The sequence below is a fragment of the Pantoea sp. B550 genome (assembly GCF_024158165.1).
GTDB classification, from domain to species: Bacteria; Pseudomonadota; Gammaproteobacteria; order Enterobacterales; family Enterobacteriaceae; genus Pantoea; species Pantoea alfalfae.
In genome coordinates this window covers 508,739-532,222 of record NZ_JAMYXI010000003.1, presented here as the reverse complement: position 1 = coordinate 532,222, position 23,484 = coordinate 508,739, and the positions used below count along the sequence as shown (strand labels likewise).

Here is a 23,484-nt window from a genome sequence, read left to right as displayed (position 1 = left end):
TGTGAAAAAGAATAAAGGCATTATTCTCGCTGGTGGCTCAGGAACACGCCTCTATCCGGTAACGATGGCAGTCAGCAAGCAGTTGCTGCCGGTTTACGACAAGCCAATGATTTACTATCCGCTCAGTACGCTAATGCTGGCAGGAATCAACGATATCCTGATCATTAGTACACCGCAGGACACACCGCGCTTTGAGAGCCTGTTAGGTGATGGTTCCCAATGGGGCATCTCAATTCAGTATAAAGTACAACCAAGCCCGGATGGCCTGGCGCAGGCGTTTATCATTGGTGAAGAGTTTATAGGTGACGACTCAGTCGCGCTCATCCTTGGCGACAATATTTTCTATGGTCACGACCTCTACAAGCAACTTGAAGCCGCATCGATGAAAGATGATGGGGCAACCGTATTTGCTTATCATGTTACCGATCCTGAGCGTTATGGCGTTGTGGAATTCGACAGCGAAGGCAAAGCAATTTCATTGGTAGAAAAACCTGAACATCCACGCAGCAACTATGCGGTGACCGGTCTTTATTTCTATGACAACAGTGTTGTAGAAATGGCTAAAAATCTTGCGCCATCACCACGTGGTGAACTTGAGATTACGGACATCAACCGTATCTACATGGAGCAGGGTAAGCTTTCTGTTTCCATCATGGGCCGCGGGCATGCCTGGCTTGATACCGGAACGCACCAGAGCCTGATGGAAGCGAACAATTTTATCCAGACGATTGAATCACGTCAGGGTTTAAAAGTTGCCTGCCCGGAAGAGATCGCATTCAGAATGGGTTTCATTAATAAAGAGCAATTGCAGGAACTCGCTAAGCCATATCTTAAAAATGAATACGGCAAATATCTGATGGCGCTGGTTGAAGGACGTTTATAATGAATATTGTTGATACTAAAATTCCTGATGTAAAGATCATTGAGCCTAAAGTATTTGGTGATGAGCGTGGTTTTTTCCTGGAAAGCTTCAATCAGTCAATTTTTGATAATGCCGTTGGTCGACATGTCGACTTTGTTCAGGACAATCACTCAATGTCCAAAAAAGGCGTGTTGAGAGGCCTTCATTACCAACTTGCCCCTCATGCCCAGGGTAAACTTGTGCGCTGCGTTGAAGGGGAAGTATTTGATGTAGCTGTAGATATCAGACGTTCATCAGAAACATTTGGACAATGGGTCGGCGTACATTTAAGCGCTGAAAACAACCGTCAGCTCTGGATTCCAGAAGGCTTTGCTCATGGTTTCATCACACTTTCGGATCGTGTACAGTTTATTTATAAAACCACAAATTATTATGCCCCACAGTCAGAAAGAAGCATTTTGTGGAATGATCCGCAGATAAATATTGAATGGCCTGAAGTTGAAGAAATGACTTTGTCTGGCAAAGATAAAGATGGCGTATTGCTCAATAACGCAGAAACTTTCAATTGAGATGGATAAAAAAACGCGTACCGCAGTCCTTTTATGCTCTTACAATGGCAGTCAATATATAAGACAGCAAATTGATTCAATTATAAATCAGACTGAAACCGAATGGACGGTATTTGTTTCGGATGATGGATCAACTGACGGAACTCTTGATATATTGAAATATTATCAGGAGAAGTTAGGCCGTGAGCGTTTTGTCATAATCGATGGTCCAGGCAAAGGATTTGCCTGGAATTTTATATCGTTGCTGGAAAAATGTGGTGATGCTTTTGATTATTATGCATTCAGCGATCAAGATGATGAATGGATGCCAGACAAATTATCAAGGAGCATATCAGTTTTATCTGGTTATAAACATAATGTTCCTTCAGTTTATTGTGGACGAACTTCATTGGTCGATGAGAATGGTCATCATTTGGGTGAGTCTCCCCTATTCAGTAAGCCGCCATCGTTCAAAAATGCCCTTATCCAAAGTATAGCTGGCGGCAATACGATGATCTTAAATCGGGCAGGTAGAAATATTATTAATAAAACCCCCATAGATGTAAGAATTATATCTCACGATTGGTGGATATATATAGTTATTACAGCAATAGGTGGTAATATTTTCTACGATCCGAAACCATCAATTAATTATCGGCAACATACTAATAATATTGTTGGCTCGAATCTAGGCTGGCTGGCCAGATTTAAACGCATTTCGGGTCTTATGGACGGGCATTTTAAGATGTGGATAGATTCCAATATCTACGCTTTGAATAAAGCAGACGTAAATATCACCCCGGAGAATAGATTTATTCTTGAAAGCTTTAATGAGGCCAGGAATAGTAATTTATTTAAAAGACTGTATTTATTCAGAAAGTTAGGCATGTACCGTCAGACTTTATTAGGTACGTTAGGTCTATATGTTGCCATTGTCCTGAAGAAATTATAATCGATAGATAAATTTATTCGTAAAAAGGTGAAATTTTGCAGCAGAATACTAAACACGATACTTCGCTGTGGTCGTTATGCAAGAATACCTATATTAATAGACATATTATTTTCGAAATGACCAAGCGCGATGTGATAAGCAGATATAAAGGCTCAGTAATGGGCATTTTCTGGTCTTTCATAAACCCTGTTTTTATGTTGGCTGTTTATACGCTTGTTTTTTCCGAAGTATTTAATGCTCGCTGGGGAAACGCTGCCGCAAATGAGTCAAAAGCACAGTTTGCTATTATTCTTTTCGCGGGACTTATTGTGCATGGGATATTTGGTGAAGTGTTGACTAAATCACCCACATTAATACTTAATAATGCTAATTATGTCAAAAAAGTGGTTTTCCCACTTGATTCTTTTCCGGTAATAGCATTGTTGTCCGCTTGCTTTCAGGCGTTAATCAATATTTTTGTGCTATTACTTGCATTTACTTTTGCGAATGGTTATATCCACTGGACTGTGGTGCTGCTTCCTGTTGTATTTATTCCCGTATTGATTTTAGTACTGGCTTTGAGTTTTTTGATTTCTTCGCTGGGCGTATTTATTCGGGATCTAGGACAGTTTATAACGTTGTTAATTACGGTAATACTTTTCCTTTCCCCTGTGTTTTATCCACTGTCTTCTGTACCTCAGAAATATCAGGTCATCATATTATCTAATCCATTGACATTCATAATTGAGCAAACTCGGGAAGTTGTTATCTGGGGTAGAATGCCAGATTTTAACGGATTGCTAATATATGGTTGTGTTTCAACAGTAATATTATGGCTAAGCTACTTCTGGTTCCAGAAAACACGTAAGGGATTTGCTGATGTTATCTAAAGACAATGCATTAGAAATAATCGATGTTAGCAAATGCTATCAGGTCTTCGATAGTCCTGTCAGAAGACTTAAGCAATTTATCGTACCTAATATTGAACGTAAACTAGGCAAAGTACCTCGTGTATACCATGAAGAATTTTGGGCACTTCAGGATATAAGTTTTAATTTACCTAAAGGCGAAACGCTGGGTGTGGTCGGACGGAATGGCTCTGGTAAATCAACCTTATTGCAGATTATTGCAGGTACATTATCCCCTACCCAGGGATCAGTCAATATTCAAGGTCGCGTTGCTGCCTTACTTGAATTAGGTGCTGGTTTTAATGGTGACTTTACCGGACGTGAAAATGTTTATCTGAACGGCGCGCTTTTAGGTCTGACTAAAGAAGAGATCGATAGTAAGTTAGATGATATCTTGTCTTTTGCCGATATTGGTCACTTTATTAATAATCCGGTGAAGACTTATTCAAGCGGAATGATGGTTCGTCTTGCATTTGCTGTACAGGCGCAAATAGATCCTGAGATATTAATCGTTGATGAGGCATTAGCTGTTGGAGATGCTAAATTTCAGGCAAAATGTTTTGCCAGATTGAAACAACTTAAAAATGATGGTACATCCATTCTTTTTGTATCCCATGCTACTGAACAGATTATTACGCATTGTGATAAAGCTATACTACTTAATGATGGTTCGATTGTAGGCAACGGTGCCCCAAAAGATATTGTTAATAAATATCTGGATCTACTCTTTGGAAAGTCATCCTCAGCAAATGCGAAGCGAATTAAAGAGGATAACCATCTTAAATCAGCTAGTAAAATTGAAAAAGACCAGACTGAAAGGTTTAACGTAAGTCAGGAGATTGAGCCTGTCGTTACTCTAGAAGAAAACGGATTCGAAAATCGCAATAACTATAATCCTAATGAATTTCGCTGGGGCGACAGAGCTGCCGAGATTCAGGACTTTTCACTTGTTCAGGGTGAGAATCTTTATCCCTTCAGCGTATCGGGCAATGGAAATATCAAGCTTAAGTTTCTTATTAAGTTCAACTCAACTATTTTCAGGCCTATTTTTGGTTTTGCTGTAAAAACTAAAGATGGGGTAACAATTTATAACACTAATACCAATATATTAGAAGCGCCTTTCATTGAAGCTGGAGAGGAAGGAAAGTCATATACCGTTAATACTGAAATGCCAATGCGTCTTTTCCAGGGTGACTATTTTATTTCGATTGGCCTTGCCAGTTATGATACATCAGGAGAGGTAGTTCCGCACGATCGGAGATATGATTCAATTCATATTACAGTAGAACCTACCCCAGAGTTTTTAGGTCTGGTAAATTTAGAGGCTTCGATTAACTGTGAATAAAGAAAAACTTTCAACAGTATTGTTATCATCTGATTTCGTTTATGACTCTGAAATCAATATCTGGGCCGAAAAAGATCAGCAGGAATTCAATTATAATGACGGCGATTATCATGAAAACTATATTCTGGACGTTGTCACAAAGTCTCAGGACTGTTCCGTACTTTCGCAGGAACTTGCTGGATATATAAAAGACTGGCCTTCACAGTATCATTTAACTTCAAAAAGATCTAACTTACTGAGGCCATTTGGGAAAAAGTTCAAAGGCAAACGTGTTCTGGAGATTGGATGTGGTTGTGGTGCGATAACGCGTTTCATAGCTGAAGCTGGCGCAGAAGTTATTGCCATAGAAGGTAGTAAAAGAAGAGCATCTATAACACGCAACCGTTGCAAGGATCTATCAAATGTTACTGTAATCAATTGTCCTAGCGATAAAATTCCGGATATAGGTGAATTTGATTACGTATTATTGATTGGCGTTCTCGAATATGCCCAGTGTTTCCTGGGCCATGAAGGACAATTATCACTTTTGTCGTTCTGCAAGAAAAGATTGAAATCCGATGGTTCTTTATTTGTAGCAATCGAAAACCAACTCGGCATGAAATATTTAGCTGGAGCCAAGGAAGATCATTTGGGAATACCAATGGTAGGTATTAATAATGCTTACCATAATAATGGTGTACGCACCTTTGGTAGAGTTGAACTTATCCAAATGATGAAAAAAGTAGGATTCAGCAATATTGAGGAATTTCTTCCTTTTCCTGACTACAAACTGCCAACTTTAGTTATTACTCCATATGGTCATCAAGAGCGCAGTTCAATAATTTATCCTTTGGTGAGTGAAGTACATCATAAAGATGCACAGGCACCAGATTCGTATACATTCTCATTAGAAGAGTCAACAAAAACAATCTGGAATAATAAGCTTGCTTCAGATTTGTCAAATTCATTTCTTATGATTGCTTCGGCATCAGAGTTAAGTCACGAAAGCGATAATACGTTGGCTTGGTATTATTCTGATGCCAGAATTAATGACAGCCAAAAGAAAATTAAGTTTCTTGAGGTTAATGGTAATTATAAGATTGAAAGTTACAAAATATCAGGTGAATTTATTAATGAAGAGCCATTCTATCAAGGCGAAAGTCTGTGGCTAAGCTTGGTAAATATTATTAATAAACATGGGTGGCAATTAAGCAGCGTGACTGAATGGGTAAGGCTGTGGATCAGTAAAGCACTCGTCACTGGAAAGGATGCGGATTCCTGGAAATGGAACACTGAGCTTCCACCAGAATACCTGGACGCAACTCCATTTAATATTATTAAAACTGAGCAAGGCTACGAGATTTTCGATTTAGAACTAAGCTCTGATAAGCCATTAATGCTTTCCTATCTGGTTTTCAGAGGCGTATTCAACTCTCTATTGCGAGTAACCTCCATTGCTCCTACAAAAGAGCTATCAGATTCTAATATATTTACCACTACTAAAATTATAGTAACAGAAATCTTCCCAGAACTGACTGAAGAGCATTTTAACGAATACTTAAAACAAGAGGTTGCTCTAGTTTCGCAAGTAGTAAACGTTGACACTAACGATCTTTTTGAACGCTATAAAAATTCGTTTTTCGTTGTTCGTGACTTCTTAAATGATTATAAAAGTGAACTTGCCAGAGTTTATCATACAAATCAGGATCTCTCCTCAACTGTGACCAATGTTGAAAATCAAATTAAAGATGTTGAAAAGCAGATCAAGGAGAAAGGTGAGGAGATATTTGGTAAAAATACTTTATTAGATATTAAAGAGAAAGAGTTGATCGATGCGCAAGAATCCTGTTCGAGGTTGCAGGAGCAAATCGACGACCTTCTTAGCGTTGCCGCTGAACAAAAATTCAGAGAAGAAAAACTTACGGAAGAGGTTAAAGTCAAAACGGATAAATTACAGAAAATTACTTCATCAAGAGCATGGAAATTAGCTTCATTTTTCAGTCGGTCTGCTAAATCGCTGAATAAATACTAAACTGGCAATCTGAAATCAGATAAGGGTATTGACGTTGAAAATCTATCGTTTTGCAAAAAAGATGTTATCTTCCGGAGATCGCGATCTTTTGAAATATCGTATTAAACTGGTCTCCAGGCTTTATAAAGAAGAGGGAGTTAAAGCTGTCTATAGCAGATTACAGTCAGCCTATAAGAATAATAACCCTGGCATTTATGCTCATAATCCTGCTTCAACAGATACCTTTAATGAAACATCTATCAATGATAGGTCTTCGCTGATTGAGGCTTGGCTAAAAACTGATTTTAAAAAAGCTTCACTGAAAGTTAACGAACAAAGTCATTATGTACCTAAGGCGCTCGATAGTCTTGAAGGCGTTGATTTACCGGTAAAAGTCATCGCCTACTATCTCCCGCAATTTCATCCATTTAAAGAGAATAATGAGTGGTGGGGTGAAGGTTTCACTGAATGGACAAACGTGACTAAAGCAAGGCCGCAATATCTTGGGCATCAACAGCCACGCTTACCCGGCGAACTCGGTTTTTATGATTTACGTTTACCTCAGGTCATGCGCCAGCAAATTGATCTAGCAAAACAGTATGGGGTCAATGGTTTTTGCTTCCACCATTACTGGTTTGGTGGCAAACGTCTGATGGAAACGCCTGTACAAAATTTCCTTAAAGATAAATCGCTCGATATTGATTTTTGTTTATGCTGGGCTAATGAGAACTGGACGCGTCGCTGGGACGGTCTGGAAAATGATGTTTTGATTTCTCAAAAGCATTCTCCAGAAGATGATATTGCCTTTTTAGATGACATCATGCCTGCACTTAAGGATGAGCGCTATATCAGAGTAGATGGTAAGCCACTGCTTATTCTTTATCGTGCAAGTTCACTTCCAGATGCTAAAGAGACGGGTAAACGCTGGCGTGAGCATGCCATTAAAAATGGATTACCAGGTCTTTACCTTGTTGTCGTTAATGCATTCGATGTTTCAAGTCCGCAGCCTTATGACTTTGACGCTATTGTTGAGTTCCCACCGCATCAGATTGGTGCTAAAGATATTACTGACAGTATTACGCCGTTAAATAAAAACTTTACAGGGCGGGTTTATGATTATGAAGAGCTGGCGTTGAGAGCAGGTAAAATTGATAACGACAATTTTACCTGTTTCAAAGCAGTCATGCCATCATGGGATAATGAAGCCCGAAAACCTACTCAGGGTTTCTCTTTCTATAATGCAAAACCTGAGCTCTATGCTAAATGGCTTGATAGCGCAATTAAAACGACAATGAATCGCAGACCTGAAGAGCGTCTTGTCTTTGTCAATGCCTGGAACGAATGGGCTGAAGGTGCGCATCTTGAGCCGGACCGTCACAATGGCTATGCCTATTTACATGCTACAGCTAATATTCTTCGTAATTCACTTTTAAAATATGATTGTGATAACCAGCTTATTTCAGATATGAATCAAGAATTTAAACCCAGATTTAAGTCTGCAGTTATTTTACATGCCTATTATGAAGACCTGGCTTGCGAATTAGTCGAAAAATATATCGCTCAATATCAGGATAAGCTTGACCTAATCATTACTATGCGCAGCGATGTTAAACTGAGCACGCTCGAGAAAATAAAAGCTTCCTTTAAAAATGTTTTCTTTGTGATGGTAGATAATAGGGGGCGAGATATTCGGCCTTTCATTAAGGCGCTCAAAGTTGCTGATGGCTTTGGTTATAAATATATCTGTAAGGTTCATACTAAAAAGTCACCGCATCGTGTTGATGGTCAACAATGGCGTGAAAGCCTTTTCGCGGATCTTCTTGGAGCACGCGAACATGTTGCAAAAATCATCAACTATTTTGAGCTACATGAAGATGTCGGAATAATTGCACCGAGAAATTCAATCACGGATCTTTCAATTCCTGAAATAAATCTGGGTAACAGATACTGGCTTGAAAAACTCTTTGCACGGATGGATTCTCCCGAATTGTTCAAGACATTCAAAACCAGTTTCCCGGCTGGTTCCATGTTCTGGTTTAGAAAAGATGCCCTCGATCCATTGGCCAGCAACTTGCTAGACGAAGAAGAGTTCGAACTTGAGGCGGGTCAACTGGACGGCACTCTTGCTCACAGTGTCGAAAGGGTCACTGGAGCAGTAGCTAATTCACAAGGTTTTAAAGTAGTCGATATCACATCACTTTAACTCTCAGTCAGGCATCAATGCTCACAAAGGTTGATGCCAGGTTATCGATTGTGTTTATTAAATTCATGTGTATTTCAGTCTGGGAAGCATTATTTAGCAAAACAACCTATCTGGTTGATTTTTATTAACATAATTTAATGGTGCTACCGCACCATTCATTACCTTTAATCCGCTATCCTGAGTTAACATAGTGATCACTTACGAAGTGGTGTTACGGGTAACACCATGCGAGACCACAGACAGGAGTATGTAATGTCCAAGCAACAGATCGGCGTTGTAGGTATGGCAGTGATGGGCCGCAATCTGGCTCTTAACATTGAGAGCCGCGGTTACACTGTTTCAATCTTCAACCGTTCACGCGAAAAGACTGATGAAGTCATCGCCGAGAACCAGGGCAAGAAGCTTGCTCCTTTTTACACCGTTGAAGAGTTTGTTGAATCGCTGGAAAAACCTCGTCGTATCCTGCTGATGGTTCAGGCGGGTGAAGCGACTGACAAGACTATCGCCTCACTGACTCCACACCTGGATAAAGGCGACATCCTGATTGATGGCGGTAACACCTTCTACAAAGATACCATCCGTCGTAACAAAGAGCTTTCTGACCAGGGCTTCAACTTCATCGGTACCGGCGTTTCCGGCGGTGAAGAGGGCGCACTGAAAGGTCCATCCATCATGCCTGGTGGCCAGAAAGAAGCCTACGAGCTGGTTGCGCCGATTCTGGATAAGATCGCGGCGCGTGCGGAAGATGGCGAAGCCTGTGTGGCCTATATCGGTCCGGACGGCGCGGGCCACTACGTGAAGATGGTTCACAACGGCATCGAATATGGCGACATGCAGCTGATCGCAGAAGCCTATGCGCTGCTGAAAGGCGCACTGGGCCTGAACAACGAAGAGCTGGCTGAGACCTTCACCGACTGGAACAACGGCGAGCTGAGCAGCTACCTGATTGACATCACCAAAGATATCTTCACCAAGAAAGACGAAGACGGTAAATACCTGGTTGATGTGATTCTGGATGAAGCAGCAAACAAAGGCACCGGTAAATGGACCAGCCAGAGTTCACTGGATCTCGGTGAGCCTCTGTCACTGATCACCGAGTCTGTCTTCGCCCGTTATCTCTCCTCGCTGAAAACGCAGCGTGTTGCGGCCTCTAAAGTACTGAGCGGTCCACAGGCGAAAGCCTTCACTGGCGACAAAGCGGAGTTCATCGAGAAAGTTCGTCGCGCGCTGTACCTCGGTAAAATCGTCTCTTATGCGCAGGGCTTCTCACAGCTGCGTGCCGCGTCAGAAGAGAACAACTGGGATCTGCACTACGGGGAAATCGCAAAGATCTTCCGCGCTGGCTGCATCATCCGTGCCCAGTTCCTGCAGAAGATCACTGATGCTTATGAAGCCGATGCAGGCATCGCTAACCTGTTGCTGGCTCCGTACTTCAAAGATATCGCGGATCAGTATCAGCAGGCGCTGCGTGATGTCGTTTCTTATGCGATTCAGAACGGTATCCCGACGCCAACCTTCTCTGCGGCGATCGCTTACTATGACAGCTATCGTTCAGAAGTGCTGCCTGCTAACCTGATTCAGGCGCAGCGTGACTACTTTGGTGCGCATACCTACAAGCGCATTGATAAAGACGGTGTGTTCCACACCGAGTGGTTAGACTAATCACTAAAAAGGGCTTCCCGAGGGAAGCCCTTTTTTTATCCTACCAGCAAATCCCCGCTCCGAATCTCTCGCTCACCTGCCAGCCGCACCACCAGCATGCCCGCTGTCGCAAACCTTACCCAGTGCCTTGCATAGAGAATACCGCCATACTCTGCGACCAGCGGCGTAATATGGTCGGTCAGCGGATCAACAATCTCAGCCACCACTTCTCCCGGACGAATCAGTGCGCCCAGCGGTTTGCGATGCAAAATCAACCCTGAAACCGGCGAATGAATATATTCACAGCCCGCTAACGGCGTTGGCGGATTTTTCAGGGAAGGGGAGGCCGCCGACGATCCTTCGCTGTGACGTTCTTTAATCACGCTCGTCTCTCCCGGTGCTTCAGCAACGTCAGGTACGTTCAAACCAATCGGCCCGTCATTGATTGCTACCACATCATCGCCGCCCGCGCTCGCCGGGACCAGTTCATCGCCACCAATGACGGGCGCGGCCACCTCTACGGAAATTGAAGGTTCGCTGTAGCCGATATAGCCGCCTTCCTGCAGCGCTGAAATAATCGCCTCCGCGTCTTTCTCGGCCTGTTCAGGCGACACATCACGCATGCCTCGCAACTCCAGTGTCACTGGCAGCAGTCCGCGTGGCATCGGGTAATCCTTACCAAATCGCTCTGCCAGCGTCAGCCAGGGTTCGCAGCAGGCTTCATCAAACGGCTCTCCACCGGAGATCTGCGCCAGCAGCTGTACTTCACTGCCTAACCAGCGCGCCAGCGGCTCAATGTCCGGCCAGGCGTGCGGCGTCGTGTAGAGGTGCGGCACGGCTTCCCAGTCACAGTGCAGGTCAATCATCAGATCGGCCTGACTGGCCATCCGCATCAGCGTAAAGCGCTGCGCATCCAGCTCGGTTTTTGGCACGGTATCGCGATAGTGGCGATCAATTGCCTCGCGGATCAGACTCTTATTCTGCGTTTCACTCTGGGTCAGACTTTCAGCCAGCCCGGCCGCCAGGGTTGCGCCCAGTGACGGGAAACGGCGGTTGAAGTCCTGGCCAGAGAGCGTATGGAATCGGCCCAGATGGGTGCCATGCCAGTGCTGTCCCAGCGCCAGTGGATTGGCAACTGGCACCAGGGTAAAGGCGGCTTTAAGTTGACCGGCGGACTCCAGCGCCTGTAGTCGCTGCTTTAAAAACCACGCCACCGCCATACCGGGCAGTTCGTCGCCATGCAGGGCAGCCTGGATATAAACCTGACGCTGGTAATCTTCACCGAAATGGAAACTGATGATTTCACGCTGGGTGCCTAAAGAGGCGCTTAACAGTGGATGATGTTGTTGATGCATACCGTGTTAATGTCCTTTAATCGGCAAAGGACGACAGCGCGCCGTCCCGAAAAAGTTAGAGTATAGTGCCGGATCGCGGTGAGGACGAAAAAGGATGACCGCGAGGTTACTGCTGGATAGAGATATCCGTGGCGAAGTAGCGCTTCTGAATCTGGTCAAAGGTGCCGTTCTTTTTGATTTCGGCAAAGGCATTATCCAGTGCGGTTTTCAGTTCGGTATCGCCTTTGCGCAGGCCAATAGCCGTGCCGGGGCCGATAATCGGATCCTGAATAATCGGTCCAGCCAGTTCAAAATCTTTGCCCTGCGGATGCTTCAGGAAGCCGATGGCCGCCTGTGCCGCATCGGTGAATACCGCATCCAGTCGGCCTGAAACCAGATCGCTTTCAACCTGTGCCTGATCGCCATAAGGCACTACGGTCACACCGTGAGGCTGCCATTTTGCCAGCGCATAGCGCTCCTGAACCGTTCCCTGTTCTACGCCGACCGTTTTTCCTTTCAGGGATTCAACGGTGGGCAGGATGCCAGCGCCTTTACGGGCAATCAGCTGGGTGTGGGTGTCATAGAGTGGAACAGTGAAATCGATCTGCTTCAGGCGCTCTTCGGTAATGCCCATGTCAGACAGAATGGCATCAAATTTACGCGCTTTAAGGGCCGGGATCATGCCGTCAAACTGGCTTTCAACCCAGACACATTTTGCCTGCATCTGAGTACAGAGCGCATTGCCCAGATCAATATCAAAGCCGACCAGCTTGCCCTGTGGCGTTTTCGATTCGAAGGGCGGATAGGTCGGATCGACCGCGAAACGCACCTGTTCGATTTTTGCCTGCGCGCTAAAAGCGCAGCCTGCCATAACCGCCACAGCCAGCGTCTGACGCAGGCGTTGAGTGAAAATGTTCATGATTTTGCTCTTATTCTGTCGTGATGAGTGATTATGCAGAGTATCGCCGGGCTGCCGGGATGGCAATTACTGCGTAATCTCCACCACGTCAGCCGCGCATAACGCGCGATAATCTTCGGTATTCAGGATCACTGAGCGTTCCAGCAGACCGGCGTTAAACGCGATCGCCGGATAACGTTCAAACAGCGCGGGGTCCACAATCAGCCTGAGGTCAGGATGAAAGCTGAACGGTGGTATCGCCCCGAATACGCAGCCGGTCAGCAGAGCGGTCTCCGCCGGGCTGGCGAGTGAAGCGCGTCGACCGCCTACTGCTGCCGCGACTTTGCCCAGATCGGCCTGCCGGTCGGCCGGTAATACCGCCAGCACATGCTGCTTAATGCCATTGCCTTTCACATGACAGACCAGCGCTTTCGCGCCCTGACCGATTTCGGTGCCGCGTATCGCCGCGACCGCTTCACATTTGCCGGTCGCCTCATGCTCCATCAGGCGATAACGCGCCTGGTGTTGCTCGAGCAGAGCGATTAACTTTTCATGGGTGGTCACGGTGCTCTCCTGCGGTCAGTTGCAGCATCAGTGTCTGCAGCATATGCGGCTGACGTGGCAATATGCCGGTTTTCAGACCCAGCGGTTTAAGCGCCCGGTTGAGGGTGCTCAGCGTGGTATTGTCCCTGTCCTGTTCAATATCTGACAGTGTGCGGCGGCTAATCCCGGCCAGCGCGGCATAACGTTCCTGAGAGAATCCCAGCACGTTTTTGCGAAGCTGCATCAGGAGCTCGCCCTGTGACAGTTTCTCTTCAGGAAACTGCTGAGTAAGGTTCAGCAGCATCGCTTCGCGTTCCAAAGGTGACAGCGTTTTTTTCATAGTTGCCAGCCTTTAATACGCTGATCAAGATAATCGTACGCAAGTAAGGCGGCGCTTTCACGGCCCTGGAGGGGATGCTGAATATTGAGTTGGGCGGCATTATACCAGCGGCCCTTAATAAATAGCTGGAGTGTGCGCATGGCAACACCTGTTGAGCAATATTATGCTCAACAATAGCGTTTAATTTTTGAGAAGGATTCTGCTCAGAATCCGCCTGTAAAACGAAATTCTGAGCAGCATATTGCACAATTACTTATGGCGGTTGCGCAGGTTGTTAATCACCGCGCTGAAGTCGAGATTCTGATCCTGTAACAACACCATCAGGTGATAGACAAGGTCTGAAGCTTCATTGGTCAGTTCATCCCGATCGTTGACGGTCGCCGCCAGCGCGGTCTCAACGCCTTCTTCACCCACTTTCTGCGCGATGCGCTTCGTGCCGCTGGCGTAGAGCCGTGCAGTGTAAGAGCTTTCAGGGTCAGCCGTTTTGCGCGACGCCAGCAGCTCTTCCAGCTGATAGAGGAAGGTCCATTCAGGCACAGCCGGAGAGAAGCAGCTGGTGGTGCCGAGATGGCAGGTCGGGCCAATCGGGTTCGCCAGTACCAGCAGTGTGTCGTTGTCGCAGTCAGGCGTGATGCTTACCACCTGCAGAAAGTTGCCGGAGGTCTCGCCTTTGGTCCACAGACGGTTTTTGGTGCGGGAGAAAAAGGTGACATTGCCTTCTGCCAGGGTTTTTTCCAGCGCTGCCGGGTTCATGTAGCCATGCATCAGCACTTCGCCTGAGACGTTGTGCTGAACGATGACCGGCATCATGCCCTGTGTTTTATCCCAGTCGAGAAGGGCCTGTTGTTGTTGAGTTAGCACGCGCGAATCTCCACTCCGTTGTCGATCAGAAAGCTCTTCAGCTCACCAATATTAATAATCTGCTTATGGAATACCGAGGCGGCTAAAGCACCATCGACATTCGCCTCGGTAAACGCCTCCAGGAAGTGCTGCATGGTGCCTGCGCCGCCAGAGGCGATCAGGGGCACGTTGCAGACTTCACGCATTTTCTTCAGCTGCACCAGGTCATAGCCGTTACGCACGCCATCCTGATTCATCATGTTCAGCACGATCTCGCCTGCGCCCAGTTTCTGCACTTCCTGCACCCACTCCAGCGTTTCCCACTGCGTCACGCGGGTGCGTGCTTCGTCACCGGTATACTGATTCACCTGATACTTGCCGCTGGCCTCGTCAAACCAGGTATCGATGCCGACCACGATACACTGCACGCCAAACCGGTCTGCGAGGCGGGTGATGAGCGTGGGATCGGCAAGCGCCGGGGAGTTAATCGAGATCTTATCCGCACCAAACTCCAGAATACGTGCCGCGTCTTCAGGGGTTTTGATGCCGCCCGCGACGCAGAATGGAATATCGATCACTTCCGCAACGCGTGATACCCAGCTTTTGTCGACGACGCGGCCATCAGATGAGGCGGTGATGTCATAGAAGACCAGTTCGTCTGCTCCTTCAGCGGCGTAGCGCTGCGCCAGCGGCACGATGTCGCCGATGATTTCGTGATTGCGAAACTGTACGCCTTTGACCACCTGACCGTCACGTACGTCCAGACAGGGAATTATCCGTTTTGCCAGCATGCGATCGCCTCCGAAACTGTGAATTTATTTTCCAGCAGCGCACGTCCGACAATCACGCCCTGAACGCCGCTGCCGCGCAGGGCGGCGATATCATTGAGGTCGCCAATGCCACCCGAGGACTGGAAAGCGATCGTCGGGAAGCGCGCCGTGACTTCCTGATAGAGCGCAACATTGGAACCGCTCAGGGTGCCGTCGCGGGAAATATCGGTGCACAGCACATGCTTCAGGCCCACCTGCTGAAAGTCGGTAACCACCTCTTCCAGGGTAACACCCGCCGCTTCCTGCCAGCCACTGATCGCCACTTCTTTGCGGTTACTGGCGTCAATGCGCACATCTAACGCCAGCACAATCGCCTCTGCGCCAAACTCCGCGAACCACCGTTTGACCTCTTCAGGCTCTTTCACAGCAGTGGAACCGACCACCACACGACTCGCACCCGCTTCCAGCAGCGCGTGCACATCGTCACGGCTGCGAATGCCGCCACCCACCTGCACCGTCACATCAACGCCGTCCAGCAGGGATTTCAGCAGCGTAATCTGGCGTTTCGCCGGATCTTTCGCGCCGGTTAAATCCACCAGATGCAGCACAGTCGCGCCCTGGCTTACGTAATCCTTCAGACGTGGCAGCGGCTCACTGCCGTAATCACGCTGCTGACCATAATCGCCCTGATGCAGACGAACCACTTTGCCGTCAATTAAATCTAACGCGGGGATAATCATTACATCTCCAGGAAGTTTTTCAGCAACTGCGCGCCCGCTTTGCCCGAGCGTTCCGGATGGAACTGGACGCCGAAGAAGTTATCTTTCTGCACCGCGGCGGTGAACGCTTCACCGTAGTGACACTGGGCGATGGTGCTGGCGTTGACCGGCATGGCATAGCTGTGGACGAAGTAGAAATAGGATCCTTCATCAATGCCGCGGAACAGATGATTGCCCGCCTGCGCGGTAATCTGGTTCCAGCCCATGTGCGGCAGCGGCAGGCCGTGGGTGTCCATGAGTGACACCGGCTCATCGATAATGCCCAGCGTCGGCACGCCGCCGTTTTCATCGCTGCCGCGTCCCAGCAGCTGCATACCCAGACAGATCCCCAGCACCGGCTGGGTACAGGCTTTTACCAGATCGATCAGGTCACGCTCTTCCAGTTGCTTCATTGCCGCCTGCGCGGTGCCTACGCCTGGCAGAAACAGTTTGTCGGCGCGCAGCACCACATCGGAATCGCGGCTCACTTCCGGGGTATAGCCCAGACGTTCAATTGCCCATTTCACCGACGAGAGATTGGCGCAACCGGTATCCATGATCACCACGTTCATCACAGCACTCCCTTCGAACTCGGCAGGGTATTACCCTCAACGCGGATCGCCTGGCGCAGCGTACGACCAAAGGCTTTAAACAGGCTCTCGACGCGATGATGGTCATTCTTGCCTTTGGTTTTCAGATGCAGGGTGCTCATCATGGCGTAAGAGAGCGAGCTGAAGAAGTGCTCGACCATCTCAGTGCTGAGGTCGCCCACGCGTTGATAGTTGAACTCTGCTTTGAACTCGATGTGCGGACGGCCGGAGATATCCAGCGCGCAGCGCGCCAGGCATTCATCCATCGGCAGCACAAAGCCGAAACGGCCAATGCCACGCTTGTCGCCCAGCGCCTTCAGCAGCGCTTCGCCCAGTGCCAGACCGGTATCTTCCACCGTGTGGTGATCGTCAATATAGAGATCGCCTTTCACTTCAATGTTCATGCGGAAGCCGCCGTGTACGGCAATCTGGTCCAGCATGTGGTCGAAGAAACCCACGCCGGTATTAATCTTGCTGCCGCCTTCGCGATCCAGCCAGAGTTCGACCCGAACCTGCGTCTCTTTCGTGTTGCGCTGCACCAGCGCATGGCGGTCACGCTGGGTCAGACGCTGCTGAATGGTCTGCCAGTTCTCGCCGTCAGCGCCGTAGCGGATAGGCTGAATGCCCATGTTCTCCGCCAGCTGCACGTCGGTCAGACGATCGCCAATCACATAACTGTTGGCGGTATCCAGCGCGCCTTCTGCCAGCCAGGCTTCTACCATTTTCGTTTTCGGCTTGCGGCAGTCGCAATGATCGTCCGGCATGTGCGGGCAGATCAGCACATCGTCAAACGCGATGCCCTGCGAGGTCAGGACCTGCATCATCAGATTGTGCGGCCCATCAAAATCCGCCTGCGGGAAACTGGCGGTGCCAAGACCATCCTGGTTGGTAATCATCACCAGGCGATAACCGGCGGCCTGCAGCGCCAGCAGCGCCGGGATAACGTCTGGCTCAAATGCCAGTTTATCCAGTCTATCCACCTGGTAATCCTCAGGCGGCTCAGAGATTAACGTACCGTCGCGGTCAATAAAAAGGGTCTTCTGACTCATGCTTGCTCCAGAGAAAAGGCTTGCAGCGCGGCGATCGCTCGTTCGCACTCTTCACGCGTGCCGATGGAGATGCGCAGGCATCCCGACAGGCCCGGATTTTTGTTCTGATCACGCAGGATAATGCCCTGATCCCATAAGGTTTTGAAGACTTTTGGGGAATCGGTAAAGCGCGCCAGCACATAGTTGGTTTCGCTGGGAAAAACCTGCTCAACGCAGGCCAGCTGCGCCAGTTCAACCAGCAGCCAGCTGCGATTGTCGTTCAGCTGGACCACATGCTCACGCATCAGCGCAATGCCTTGCTCGCTCAGCGCCTGACCCGCCACGTCCGCTACCGGCGTCGCCAGCGGGTAGGGCGCAATCACCTTCATCAGCAGGTCGATCACCGGCTTATTCGCCAGCGCAAACCCACAACGCAGGCCCGCCAGCGCAAAGGCTTTTGAAAGGGTACGCAGAATGACCAGATGCGGATAATCCTTCAGCCAGCCGGTCAGCGTCGCCTGCGGGCAGAATTCAATATAGGCTTCATCGGCTACCACCAGCGCTTTACCGGCGGTCATCGCCAGTAACTGGCGGATGTCGTCCTGATTAATCAGGTTGCCGGTCGGGTTGTTCGGGCTGCAAAGGTAAACGACTTTGACGCCATCAAGCTGTTCCGCGATAGCGGGCAGGTTGAGCTGCCAGTCGCTAAGCGCCGGAACGGTGCGATATTCAATGCCGATGGTTTCGGCGCTGACGCTGTACATGCCATAGGTCGGCGGACAGAACAGAATCGCATCCTGTCCCGGCTCACAAAAGGCGCGCATGATTAGTTCGATGGCTTCATCCGCGCCACGGCTGACCAGCACCTGCTCCGGCGTTAAACCTGCGTAAGCCGCATAGCGCTCAATAACCAGCTTTGGCTGACATTCGGGATAGCGGTTCAGCGTCTGTTGCGACAGCTCAAACGGCACCGGCAGCGGGAATTCGTTGGCATTGAGCCAGACATCACCGTTGCCACCCAGACGACGCGCCGACATATAAGGCGTCAGAGCGCGCACATTCGCGCGCGCCAGCTGCTCAATATCCTGACTCATGCTTGCTCCTTCAGTGCGGCAACGCGCAGGGTGACGGCATTCTTGTGGGCATCCAACTGCTCAGCAGCGGCCAGGGTTTCAATCGTGGCGGCCAGATTCAGGAAGCCCTGCGGCGTCAGCTCCTGCACCGTCATGCGTTTCTGGAAGTCGGCCAGGCCCAGGCTGGAACAGGTCGACGTATAACCGTAGGTCGGTAACACGTGATTGGTGCCCGAAGCGTAATCGCCCGCGGACTCCGGCGACCAGTCGCCTAAGAAGACTGAACCGGCGCTGGTGATCGACTCCACCAGATCGCGCGGCTGACGGGTCTGCAGAATCAGGTGCTCAGGGCCGTAGAGATTGGAAATCTCAACGCATTGCTCAAGGTCGCGCGCCACGATCAGGCGGCTGCTCTCCAGCGCCTGACGCGCCGTGGCCGCACGCGGCAACTGTGCCAGTTGCTGCTCAACCGCGACCGCGACCGCCTCGGCCAGCTTTAATGAAGGCGTCAGCAGAATAACCTGCGAGTCGGGCCCATGCTCTGCCTGTGAGAGTAAATCAGACGCGACAAACGCGGGCGTGGCGCCTTCATCGGCAATCACCAGCACTTCTGACGGCCCGGCAGGCATATCAATCGCCGCGCCATCGAGTCGCTGACTTACCTGACGTTTCGCTTCGGTCACCCAGGCGTTGCCCGGGCCAAAAATCTTGTCCACGCGCGGCACGGTTTCAGTGCCGAAGGCCAGCGCGGCGATAGCCTGCGCGCCGCCCACCTGGAACACCTCTTCTACGCCGCACAGCTGCGCGGCATAGAGGATCTCATCGGCAATCGGCGGCGGCGAACAGAGCACCACGCGGCCACAACCGGCGATACGGGCCGGAGTCGCCAGCATCAGCACGGTGGAGAAGAGCGGGGCGGAACCACCAGGAATATAAAGTCCGACCGATTTCACCGGGCGGGTGATCTGCTGGCAGCGCACGCCGGGCTGGGTTTCCACATCTACCGGCGGCAAAATCTGCGCGTTGTGGAAGGTTTCGATATTGCCCACCGCGACGGCCATCGCCTGCTTCAGCTCGTCACTCAGTTGGGCGCTGGCGTCTGCGATTTGCTGCGGCGTCACACGCAGCTTTTCAACCTGCACCTTGTCGAAGCGGGCGCTGAACTCGCGCAGCGCGTCATCACCGTTCAGCTTTACCTGCTCCAGCACGTTACGCACTGTCAGCGTGACGTTTTCAGAGGCGGCGATGGCAGGACGCAACAGCAGCGCCTGCTGCTGTTCGGAGGTGCACTGCTGCCACTCAATCGGGGTAGAAAAGGCCATGGCTTACTCCATCATCTTCTCAATAGGCAGCACCAGAATTGAACTGGCACCCAACGCTTTCAGTTTTTCCATGGTTTCCCAGAACAGGGTTTCGCTGCTGACCATATGCATTGCCACGCGGCTGACATCGCCTGCCAGCGGCAGAACGGTCGGACGCTCCGCGCCAGGCAGCAGGCTGATTACTTCTTCCAGCCGCTCACTCGGCGCGTGCAGCATGATGTACTTCGATTCACGCGCTTTAATCACGCCCTGAATACGGGTCATCATCTTGTCGATCAGCTCCTGCTTGGCGGCTGGCATCTCGCCGTCGCGCTGGATCAGGACGGCTTTTGAGCGATAGATGACTTCCACTTCACGCAGGCCATTCGCTTCCAGCGTGGCACCGGTGGAGACCAGATCGCAGATGGCATCCGCCAGACCGGCGCGGGTCGCCACTTCAACAGAGCCATTCAGCATACAGGTTTTAAAGCTGACGCCTTTTTTGTCGAGGTACTGTTTGAGCAGGTGCGGATAAGAGGTAGCGATGCGGGATTTATCGAGGCATTCCGGGCCGGTGTACTCGGCGTCTGTCGCCATCGCCAGTGACAGACGGCAACCGCCGAAATCCAGGCGACGCAGCGTAAAATAGCGCGGGTCTTCGCCCTGGGCACGGCGCGAGAGTAATTCCTCTTCCAGCACGTTTTCACCGATGATGCCGAGATCGACCACACCGTCCATCACCAGGCCAGGGATATCGTCATCGCGCACGCGCAGGATGTCGATCGGCATGTTCTCCGCAAACGCAATCAGGCGCTGTTGCTGAAGGTTGATTTTAACGCCGCAGCGCGCCAGCAGTTCGCGTGAATCATCACTTAAACGGCCAGATTTCTGCATAGCTATGCGTAAACGGGTGTTATCTAACATGGTTCCTGTCCTCTTAATCCTGTCCTGAAAGTGTGGTTGCGTCAGCCCATAAAAAAACCCCCGGAAGACGATCTTCCGGGGGTTTTCTTGCGTTCACACCACTGGAAGATCTTGAAAGTCTTCCAGCACCAATCGCCTGAAAGACTAGTCAGGATGATGGTGGTGATGATGGTTAAACTGAACGCGTGTCATAATAATCTCGTCGATGAATGAGTATTCATTTGTGGGGTTTAACCTAGCGAAGATGGCAGCACTTGGCAACACTTTTTTAAACAGGCGCTTCGGAAAGCGCTGAAACAGGTTGTTCTTGTTTGCAATCCGGGGGCAAACTACGGTGAAGTCAGGATTGATGTTTCACGTCAGGAGTCAAAATGAAAAAGGTCGCGATTGTGGGACTGGGCTGGCTGGGTATGCCGCTGGCCACGGCGTTAACGGCGCGAGGCTGGCAGGTCACCGGCAGCAAAACCACGCCAGACGGAGTTGAAGCCGCACGCCGCTGCGGCATTGAGGCGTTCCAGCTGGAACTGACGCCCGAACTGCTGTGTGATGCTGCCGATATCGAGCCGCTCTTTAACGTCGATGCATTGATTGTCACGTTACCTGCCAGCCGTACAGCGGAAGGCGGTGAAGCTTATCTGCAGGCGGTGCAGAATGTGGTCGATACCGCGCTGGTGTATAAAGTGCCGCGCATCATCTTTACCAGCTCAACGTCAGTCTATGGTGGCAGCTCTGGCATTAAACGGGAAAACAGCCCGCTGACCGCCGAAACGGTAGCCGGTAAAACCCTGGTTAAGCTGGAGAGCTGGCTGCACGATCTGCCAGGAACCAGCGTGGATATTGTGCGTTTGTCCGGTCTGGTCGGGCCAAAGCGTCATCCGGGACGCTTCCTCGCCGGTAAGCAGGATGTGGCAAATGGCTCGCAGGGCGTCAATCTGGTGCATCTGGATGACGTGGTTGAGGCGATTACGCTGCTGCTGCAGTCGCCAAAAGGGGGCCGGGTTTATAACCTTAGTGCGCCGAAACATCCGACGCGCGACACCTTCTATCCCGCCGTTACGCGCCAGCTTGGTCTGCAGCCGCCGCAGTTCGCGCCAGAGGCCGTAAAAAACAGCGGCAAGCTGATTGATGGGTCACGCATCTGTAGTGAACTCGGGTTTGAGTACCGCTATGACGACCCGGTGAAGATGCCGCTGGAGTGATACGCGGCTGGCGCTGTTGCGGGGGCTGAGTGCTCCCGCTCTGATATATGAGAAGTCTGCTCTTCATATAGTTACAACATACAAAAGAATTTTAAACAACAGGGCAGAATGTGCCCTGCTGCAGGACCTGTTTTCATCAGGCCAGGCAGCCAGGTCTGGCCCTCAGCCTCACACCCCCAGCCGATCCCTCAACGCATACCACACCGCCCCCATCGCCGTCAGCGGCACCTTAAACCGCCGCCCGCCGGGAAACGGCAGGTGAGGCAGACGAGCAAAGGCGTCAAACCGCTCCGCATCGCCGCGTAACACTTCGCTAATCAGCTTGCCGGAGAGATGGGTACTGGTGACGCCATGGCCGCTGTCGCCCTGCATAAAATAGACATTCTTCTCCATCCGGCCAAACTGCGGCATACGCGACAGCGTTAGCAGGAAATTGCCGCTCCAGCTGAAGTCCAGCTTCACGTTCTGCAATTGCGGGAAAGTACGGCGCAGCTTGGGCCGGATCAGCGCTTCAATATCGGCTGGTTCCCGCGCGCCGTAGACCACGCCGCCGCCATAGAGCAGCCGGTTGTCGGCGGTCAGACGGAAGTAATCCAGCAGATAGTTACAATCCTCCACACAGTAATTGTTCGGCATCAGCGACAGTGCCTGGTCGGGTGTCAGCGGTTCGGTTGCCACAATCTGCGAGCCGCATGGCATGCTTTTCCTGCTCAGGCGTGGCTCCAGCTGGGGTGACAGATAGGCATTACCGGCGAAGATCACAAATGTCGCACTGACTTCGCCCTGAGCGGTCTTCACCCGGTTAGGTGTGCCATAAACCACATCTGTCGCCGCGGACTGCTCATAAATGCGTCCACCATGTCGACGAATGGCTTCCGCTTCTCCCAGCGCCAGATTCAGCGGATGCAGATGGCCGCCACGTCGATCCAGTAGCCCGCCGACATAACGTTCGGTGGCAACTTCGCGGCGAATACCCCGTTCGTCCAGCAACTCCAGATCGTAATTGCCGTACTGCTGCCATAGCGTTTTCTGTTTTTGCAGATGTGCCATCTGACGTGCATTCAGCGCTGCAAAAATGCCGCCGGGCCGGTAGTCACAGTCAATGGCATACCGCTTAATGCGATCGCGGATAATCTCAGCGCCTTCAAACATCATACTGCCCAGCATGCGGGCGCTCTCTTTACCGTAGCGCTGCTCAATCACATCCACGTCGCGGCTGTAGGAGTTCACCACCTGACCGCCGTTTCGCCCGCTGGCACCGAAGCCGACCCGCGCCGCTTCCAGCACGACCACGTCATAGCCGACCTCGGTCAGATGCAGCGCCGCTGAAAGACCGGTGAAACCGCCACCAATTATGCAGACGTCACACTGAATGCTCTCCTGCAGGGTCGGCCAGGGCGCATGCGGATTGGCGGTCGCTGCGTAATAACTCTCCACATAATTCATAACAACCTCCGG

The 23,484-nt window shown here is 50.2% G+C and carries 23 protein-coding genes and 1 other annotated feature; of the genes, 9 read left to right on the top strand and 14 right to left on the bottom strand.

The features are described from left to right. Window position 1 precedes the first annotated feature (1 nt). The 8 genes from rfbA to gndA all read left to right on the top strand — a co-directional run bounded on the left by rfbA (window position 2) and on the right by gndA (window position 10,449). The gene (rfbA, locus tag NIM72_RS05610) at window positions 2-883 is read left to right on the top strand and encodes a glucose-1-phosphate thymidylyltransferase RfbA (RefSeq protein ID WP_222925949.1); all 882 of its coding nucleotides are present in this window, start codon (window positions 2-4) and stop codon (window positions 881-883) included. Further along, on the top strand, window positions 883-1,431 hold the full coding sequence (gene rfbC / locus NIM72_RS05605; protein WP_253419274.1) for a dTDP-4-dehydrorhamnose 3,5-epimerase: 549 nt from the start codon (window positions 883-885) through the stop codon (window positions 1,429-1,431). Before rfbA ends, rfbC begins: the two co-directional genes overlap by 1 nt. Window position 1,432: 1 nt before the next feature. Beyond that, window positions 1,433-2,362 (top strand): glycosyltransferase family 2 protein, encoded by a 930-nt coding sequence (locus NIM72_RS05600; RefSeq protein ID WP_222925950.1) that lies wholly within the window; start codon window positions 1,433-1,435, stop codon window positions 2,360-2,362. 35 nt (window positions 2,363-2,397) lie between these two features. Continuing rightward, window positions 2,398-3,231: an ABC transporter permease gene (locus NIM72_RS05595; RefSeq protein WP_222925253.1), complete on the top strand. Its 834-nt coding sequence runs from the start codon at window positions 2,398-2,400 to the stop codon at window positions 3,229-3,231. Continuing rightward, the gene (locus tag NIM72_RS05590; RefSeq protein WP_222925254.1) at window positions 3,221-4,594 is read left to right on the top strand and encodes an ABC transporter ATP-binding protein; all 1,374 of its coding nucleotides are present in this window, start codon (window positions 3,221-3,223) and stop codon (window positions 4,592-4,594) included. Before NIM72_RS05595 ends, NIM72_RS05590 begins: the two co-directional genes overlap by 11 nt. Then, on the top strand, window positions 4,587-6,605 hold the full coding sequence (locus NIM72_RS05585; RefSeq protein ID WP_253419271.1) for a methyltransferase domain-containing protein: 2,019 nt from the start codon (window positions 4,587-4,589) through the stop codon (window positions 6,603-6,605). Before NIM72_RS05590 ends, NIM72_RS05585 begins: the two co-directional genes overlap by 8 nt. A 34-nt stretch (window positions 6,606-6,639) precedes the next feature. Then, on the top strand, window positions 6,640-8,787 hold the full coding sequence (locus tag NIM72_RS05580) for a glycoside hydrolase family 99-like domain-containing protein (RefSeq protein ID WP_222925256.1): 2,148 nt from the start codon (window positions 6,640-6,642) through the stop codon (window positions 8,785-8,787). A 252-nt stretch (window positions 8,788-9,039) separates the two neighbouring features. Further along, on the top strand, window positions 9,040-10,449 hold the full coding sequence (gndA, locus tag NIM72_RS05575; RefSeq protein WP_033733220.1) for an NADP-dependent phosphogluconate dehydrogenase: 1,410 nt from the start codon (window positions 9,040-9,042) through the stop codon (window positions 10,447-10,449). Window positions 10,450-10,484: 35 nt separating this feature from the next. Here the strand turns inward: gndA and NIM72_RS05570 are convergent, their stop codons facing one another. The 13 genes from NIM72_RS05570 to hisL all read right to left on the bottom strand — a co-directional run bounded on the left by NIM72_RS05570 (window position 10,485) and on the right by hisL (window position 21,019). Then, the gene (locus NIM72_RS05570; RefSeq protein WP_253419268.1) at window positions 10,485-11,783 is read right to left on the bottom strand and encodes a succinylglutamate desuccinylase/aspartoacylase family protein; all 1,299 of its coding nucleotides are present in this window, start codon (window positions 11,781-11,783) and stop codon (window positions 10,485-10,487) included. 106 nt (window positions 11,784-11,889) lie between these two features. Beyond that, window positions 11,890-12,681 (bottom strand): ABC transporter substrate-binding protein, encoded by a 792-nt coding sequence (locus NIM72_RS05565; protein WP_161734453.1) that lies wholly within the window; start codon window positions 12,679-12,681, stop codon window positions 11,890-11,892. A gap of 66 nt (window positions 12,682-12,747) precedes the next feature. Further along, window positions 12,748-13,224 carry a YbaK/prolyl-tRNA synthetase associated domain-containing protein gene (locus NIM72_RS05560; protein WP_285088317.1) on the bottom strand — a complete coding sequence of 159 codons (477 nt, stop codon included), beginning with the start codon at window positions 13,222-13,224 and terminating at the stop codon, window positions 12,748-12,750. After that, on the bottom strand, window positions 13,211-13,543 hold the full coding sequence (locus NIM72_RS05555) for a helix-turn-helix domain-containing protein (protein WP_161734449.1): 333 nt from the start codon (window positions 13,541-13,543) through the stop codon (window positions 13,211-13,213). Before NIM72_RS05555 ends, NIM72_RS05560 begins: the two co-directional genes overlap by 14 nt. Window positions 13,544-13,792: 249 nt before the next feature. Then, on the bottom strand, window positions 13,793-14,404 hold the full coding sequence (hisIE, locus tag NIM72_RS05550) for a bifunctional phosphoribosyl-AMP cyclohydrolase/phosphoribosyl-ATP diphosphatase HisIE (protein WP_161734447.1): 612 nt from the start codon (window positions 14,402-14,404) through the stop codon (window positions 13,793-13,795). After that, complete coding sequence (gene hisF, locus NIM72_RS05545) at window positions 14,398-15,174, bottom strand: imidazole glycerol phosphate synthase subunit HisF (protein ID WP_033783632.1); 777 nt, start codon at window positions 15,172-15,174, stop codon at window positions 14,398-14,400. Before hisF ends, hisIE begins: the two co-directional genes overlap by 7 nt. Continuing rightward, the gene (gene hisA, locus NIM72_RS05540; protein ID WP_161734446.1) at window positions 15,156-15,893 is read right to left on the bottom strand and encodes a 1-(5-phosphoribosyl)-5-[(5-phosphoribosylamino)methylideneamino]imidazole-4-carboxamide isomerase; all 738 of its coding nucleotides are present in this window, start codon (window positions 15,891-15,893) and stop codon (window positions 15,156-15,158) included. Before hisA ends, hisF begins: the two co-directional genes overlap by 19 nt. Continuing rightward, window positions 15,893-16,483, bottom strand: a complete 591-nt coding sequence (hisH, locus tag NIM72_RS05535; RefSeq protein WP_161734444.1) for an imidazole glycerol phosphate synthase subunit HisH — start codon at window positions 16,481-16,483, stop codon at window positions 15,893-15,895. Before hisH ends, hisA begins: the two co-directional genes overlap by 1 nt. Beyond that, window positions 16,483-17,550: a bifunctional histidinol-phosphatase/imidazoleglycerol-phosphate dehydratase HisB gene (gene hisB, locus NIM72_RS05530; RefSeq protein ID WP_253419265.1), complete on the bottom strand. Its 1,068-nt coding sequence runs from the start codon at window positions 17,548-17,550 to the stop codon at window positions 16,483-16,485. The genes hisH and hisB overlap by 1 nt, the downstream gene beginning before the upstream one ends. Continuing rightward, window positions 17,547-18,623: a histidinol-phosphate transaminase gene (hisC, locus tag NIM72_RS05525; RefSeq protein ID WP_253419262.1), complete on the bottom strand. Its 1,077-nt coding sequence runs from the start codon at window positions 18,621-18,623 to the stop codon at window positions 17,547-17,549. Before hisC ends, hisB begins: the two co-directional genes overlap by 4 nt. After that, complete coding sequence (gene hisD / locus NIM72_RS05520; RefSeq protein ID WP_253419260.1) at window positions 18,620-19,924, bottom strand: histidinol dehydrogenase; 1,305 nt, start codon at window positions 19,922-19,924, stop codon at window positions 18,620-18,622. Before hisD ends, hisC begins: the two co-directional genes overlap by 4 nt. Before the next feature lie 3 nt (window positions 19,925-19,927). Further along, a complete protein-coding gene (gene hisG / locus NIM72_RS05515) occupies window positions 19,928-20,827 on the bottom strand; it encodes an ATP phosphoribosyltransferase (RefSeq protein WP_061062857.1) in 900 nt (299 codons plus the stop codon). Window positions 20,828-20,875: 48 nt separating this feature from the next. After that, window positions 20,876-20,996, bottom strand: a sequence feature (His leader region). Beyond that, on the bottom strand, window positions 20,972-21,019 hold the full coding sequence (gene hisL, locus NIM72_RS05510) for a his operon leader peptide (RefSeq protein ID WP_100396937.1): 48 nt from the start codon (window positions 21,017-21,019) through the stop codon (window positions 20,972-20,974). (Overlaps the previous feature by 25 nt.) A gap of 179 nt (window positions 21,020-21,198) precedes the next feature. Between hisL and NIM72_RS05505 the strand changes: the two genes are divergently transcribed. After that, window positions 21,199-22,026 carry an SDR family oxidoreductase gene (locus NIM72_RS05505; RefSeq protein ID WP_253419257.1) on the top strand — a complete coding sequence of 276 codons (828 nt, stop codon included), beginning with the start codon at window positions 21,199-21,201 and terminating at the stop codon, window positions 22,024-22,026. A 168-nt stretch (window positions 22,027-22,194) separates the two neighbouring features. Here NIM72_RS05505 and NIM72_RS05500 read toward each other — a convergent pair whose 3' ends face one another. Continuing rightward, on the bottom strand, window positions 22,195-23,472 hold the full coding sequence (locus NIM72_RS05500) for an FAD-binding oxidoreductase (RefSeq protein WP_161734434.1): 1,278 nt from the start codon (window positions 23,470-23,472) through the stop codon (window positions 22,195-22,197). Between the last annotated feature and the right edge of the window lie 12 nt (window positions 23,473-23,484).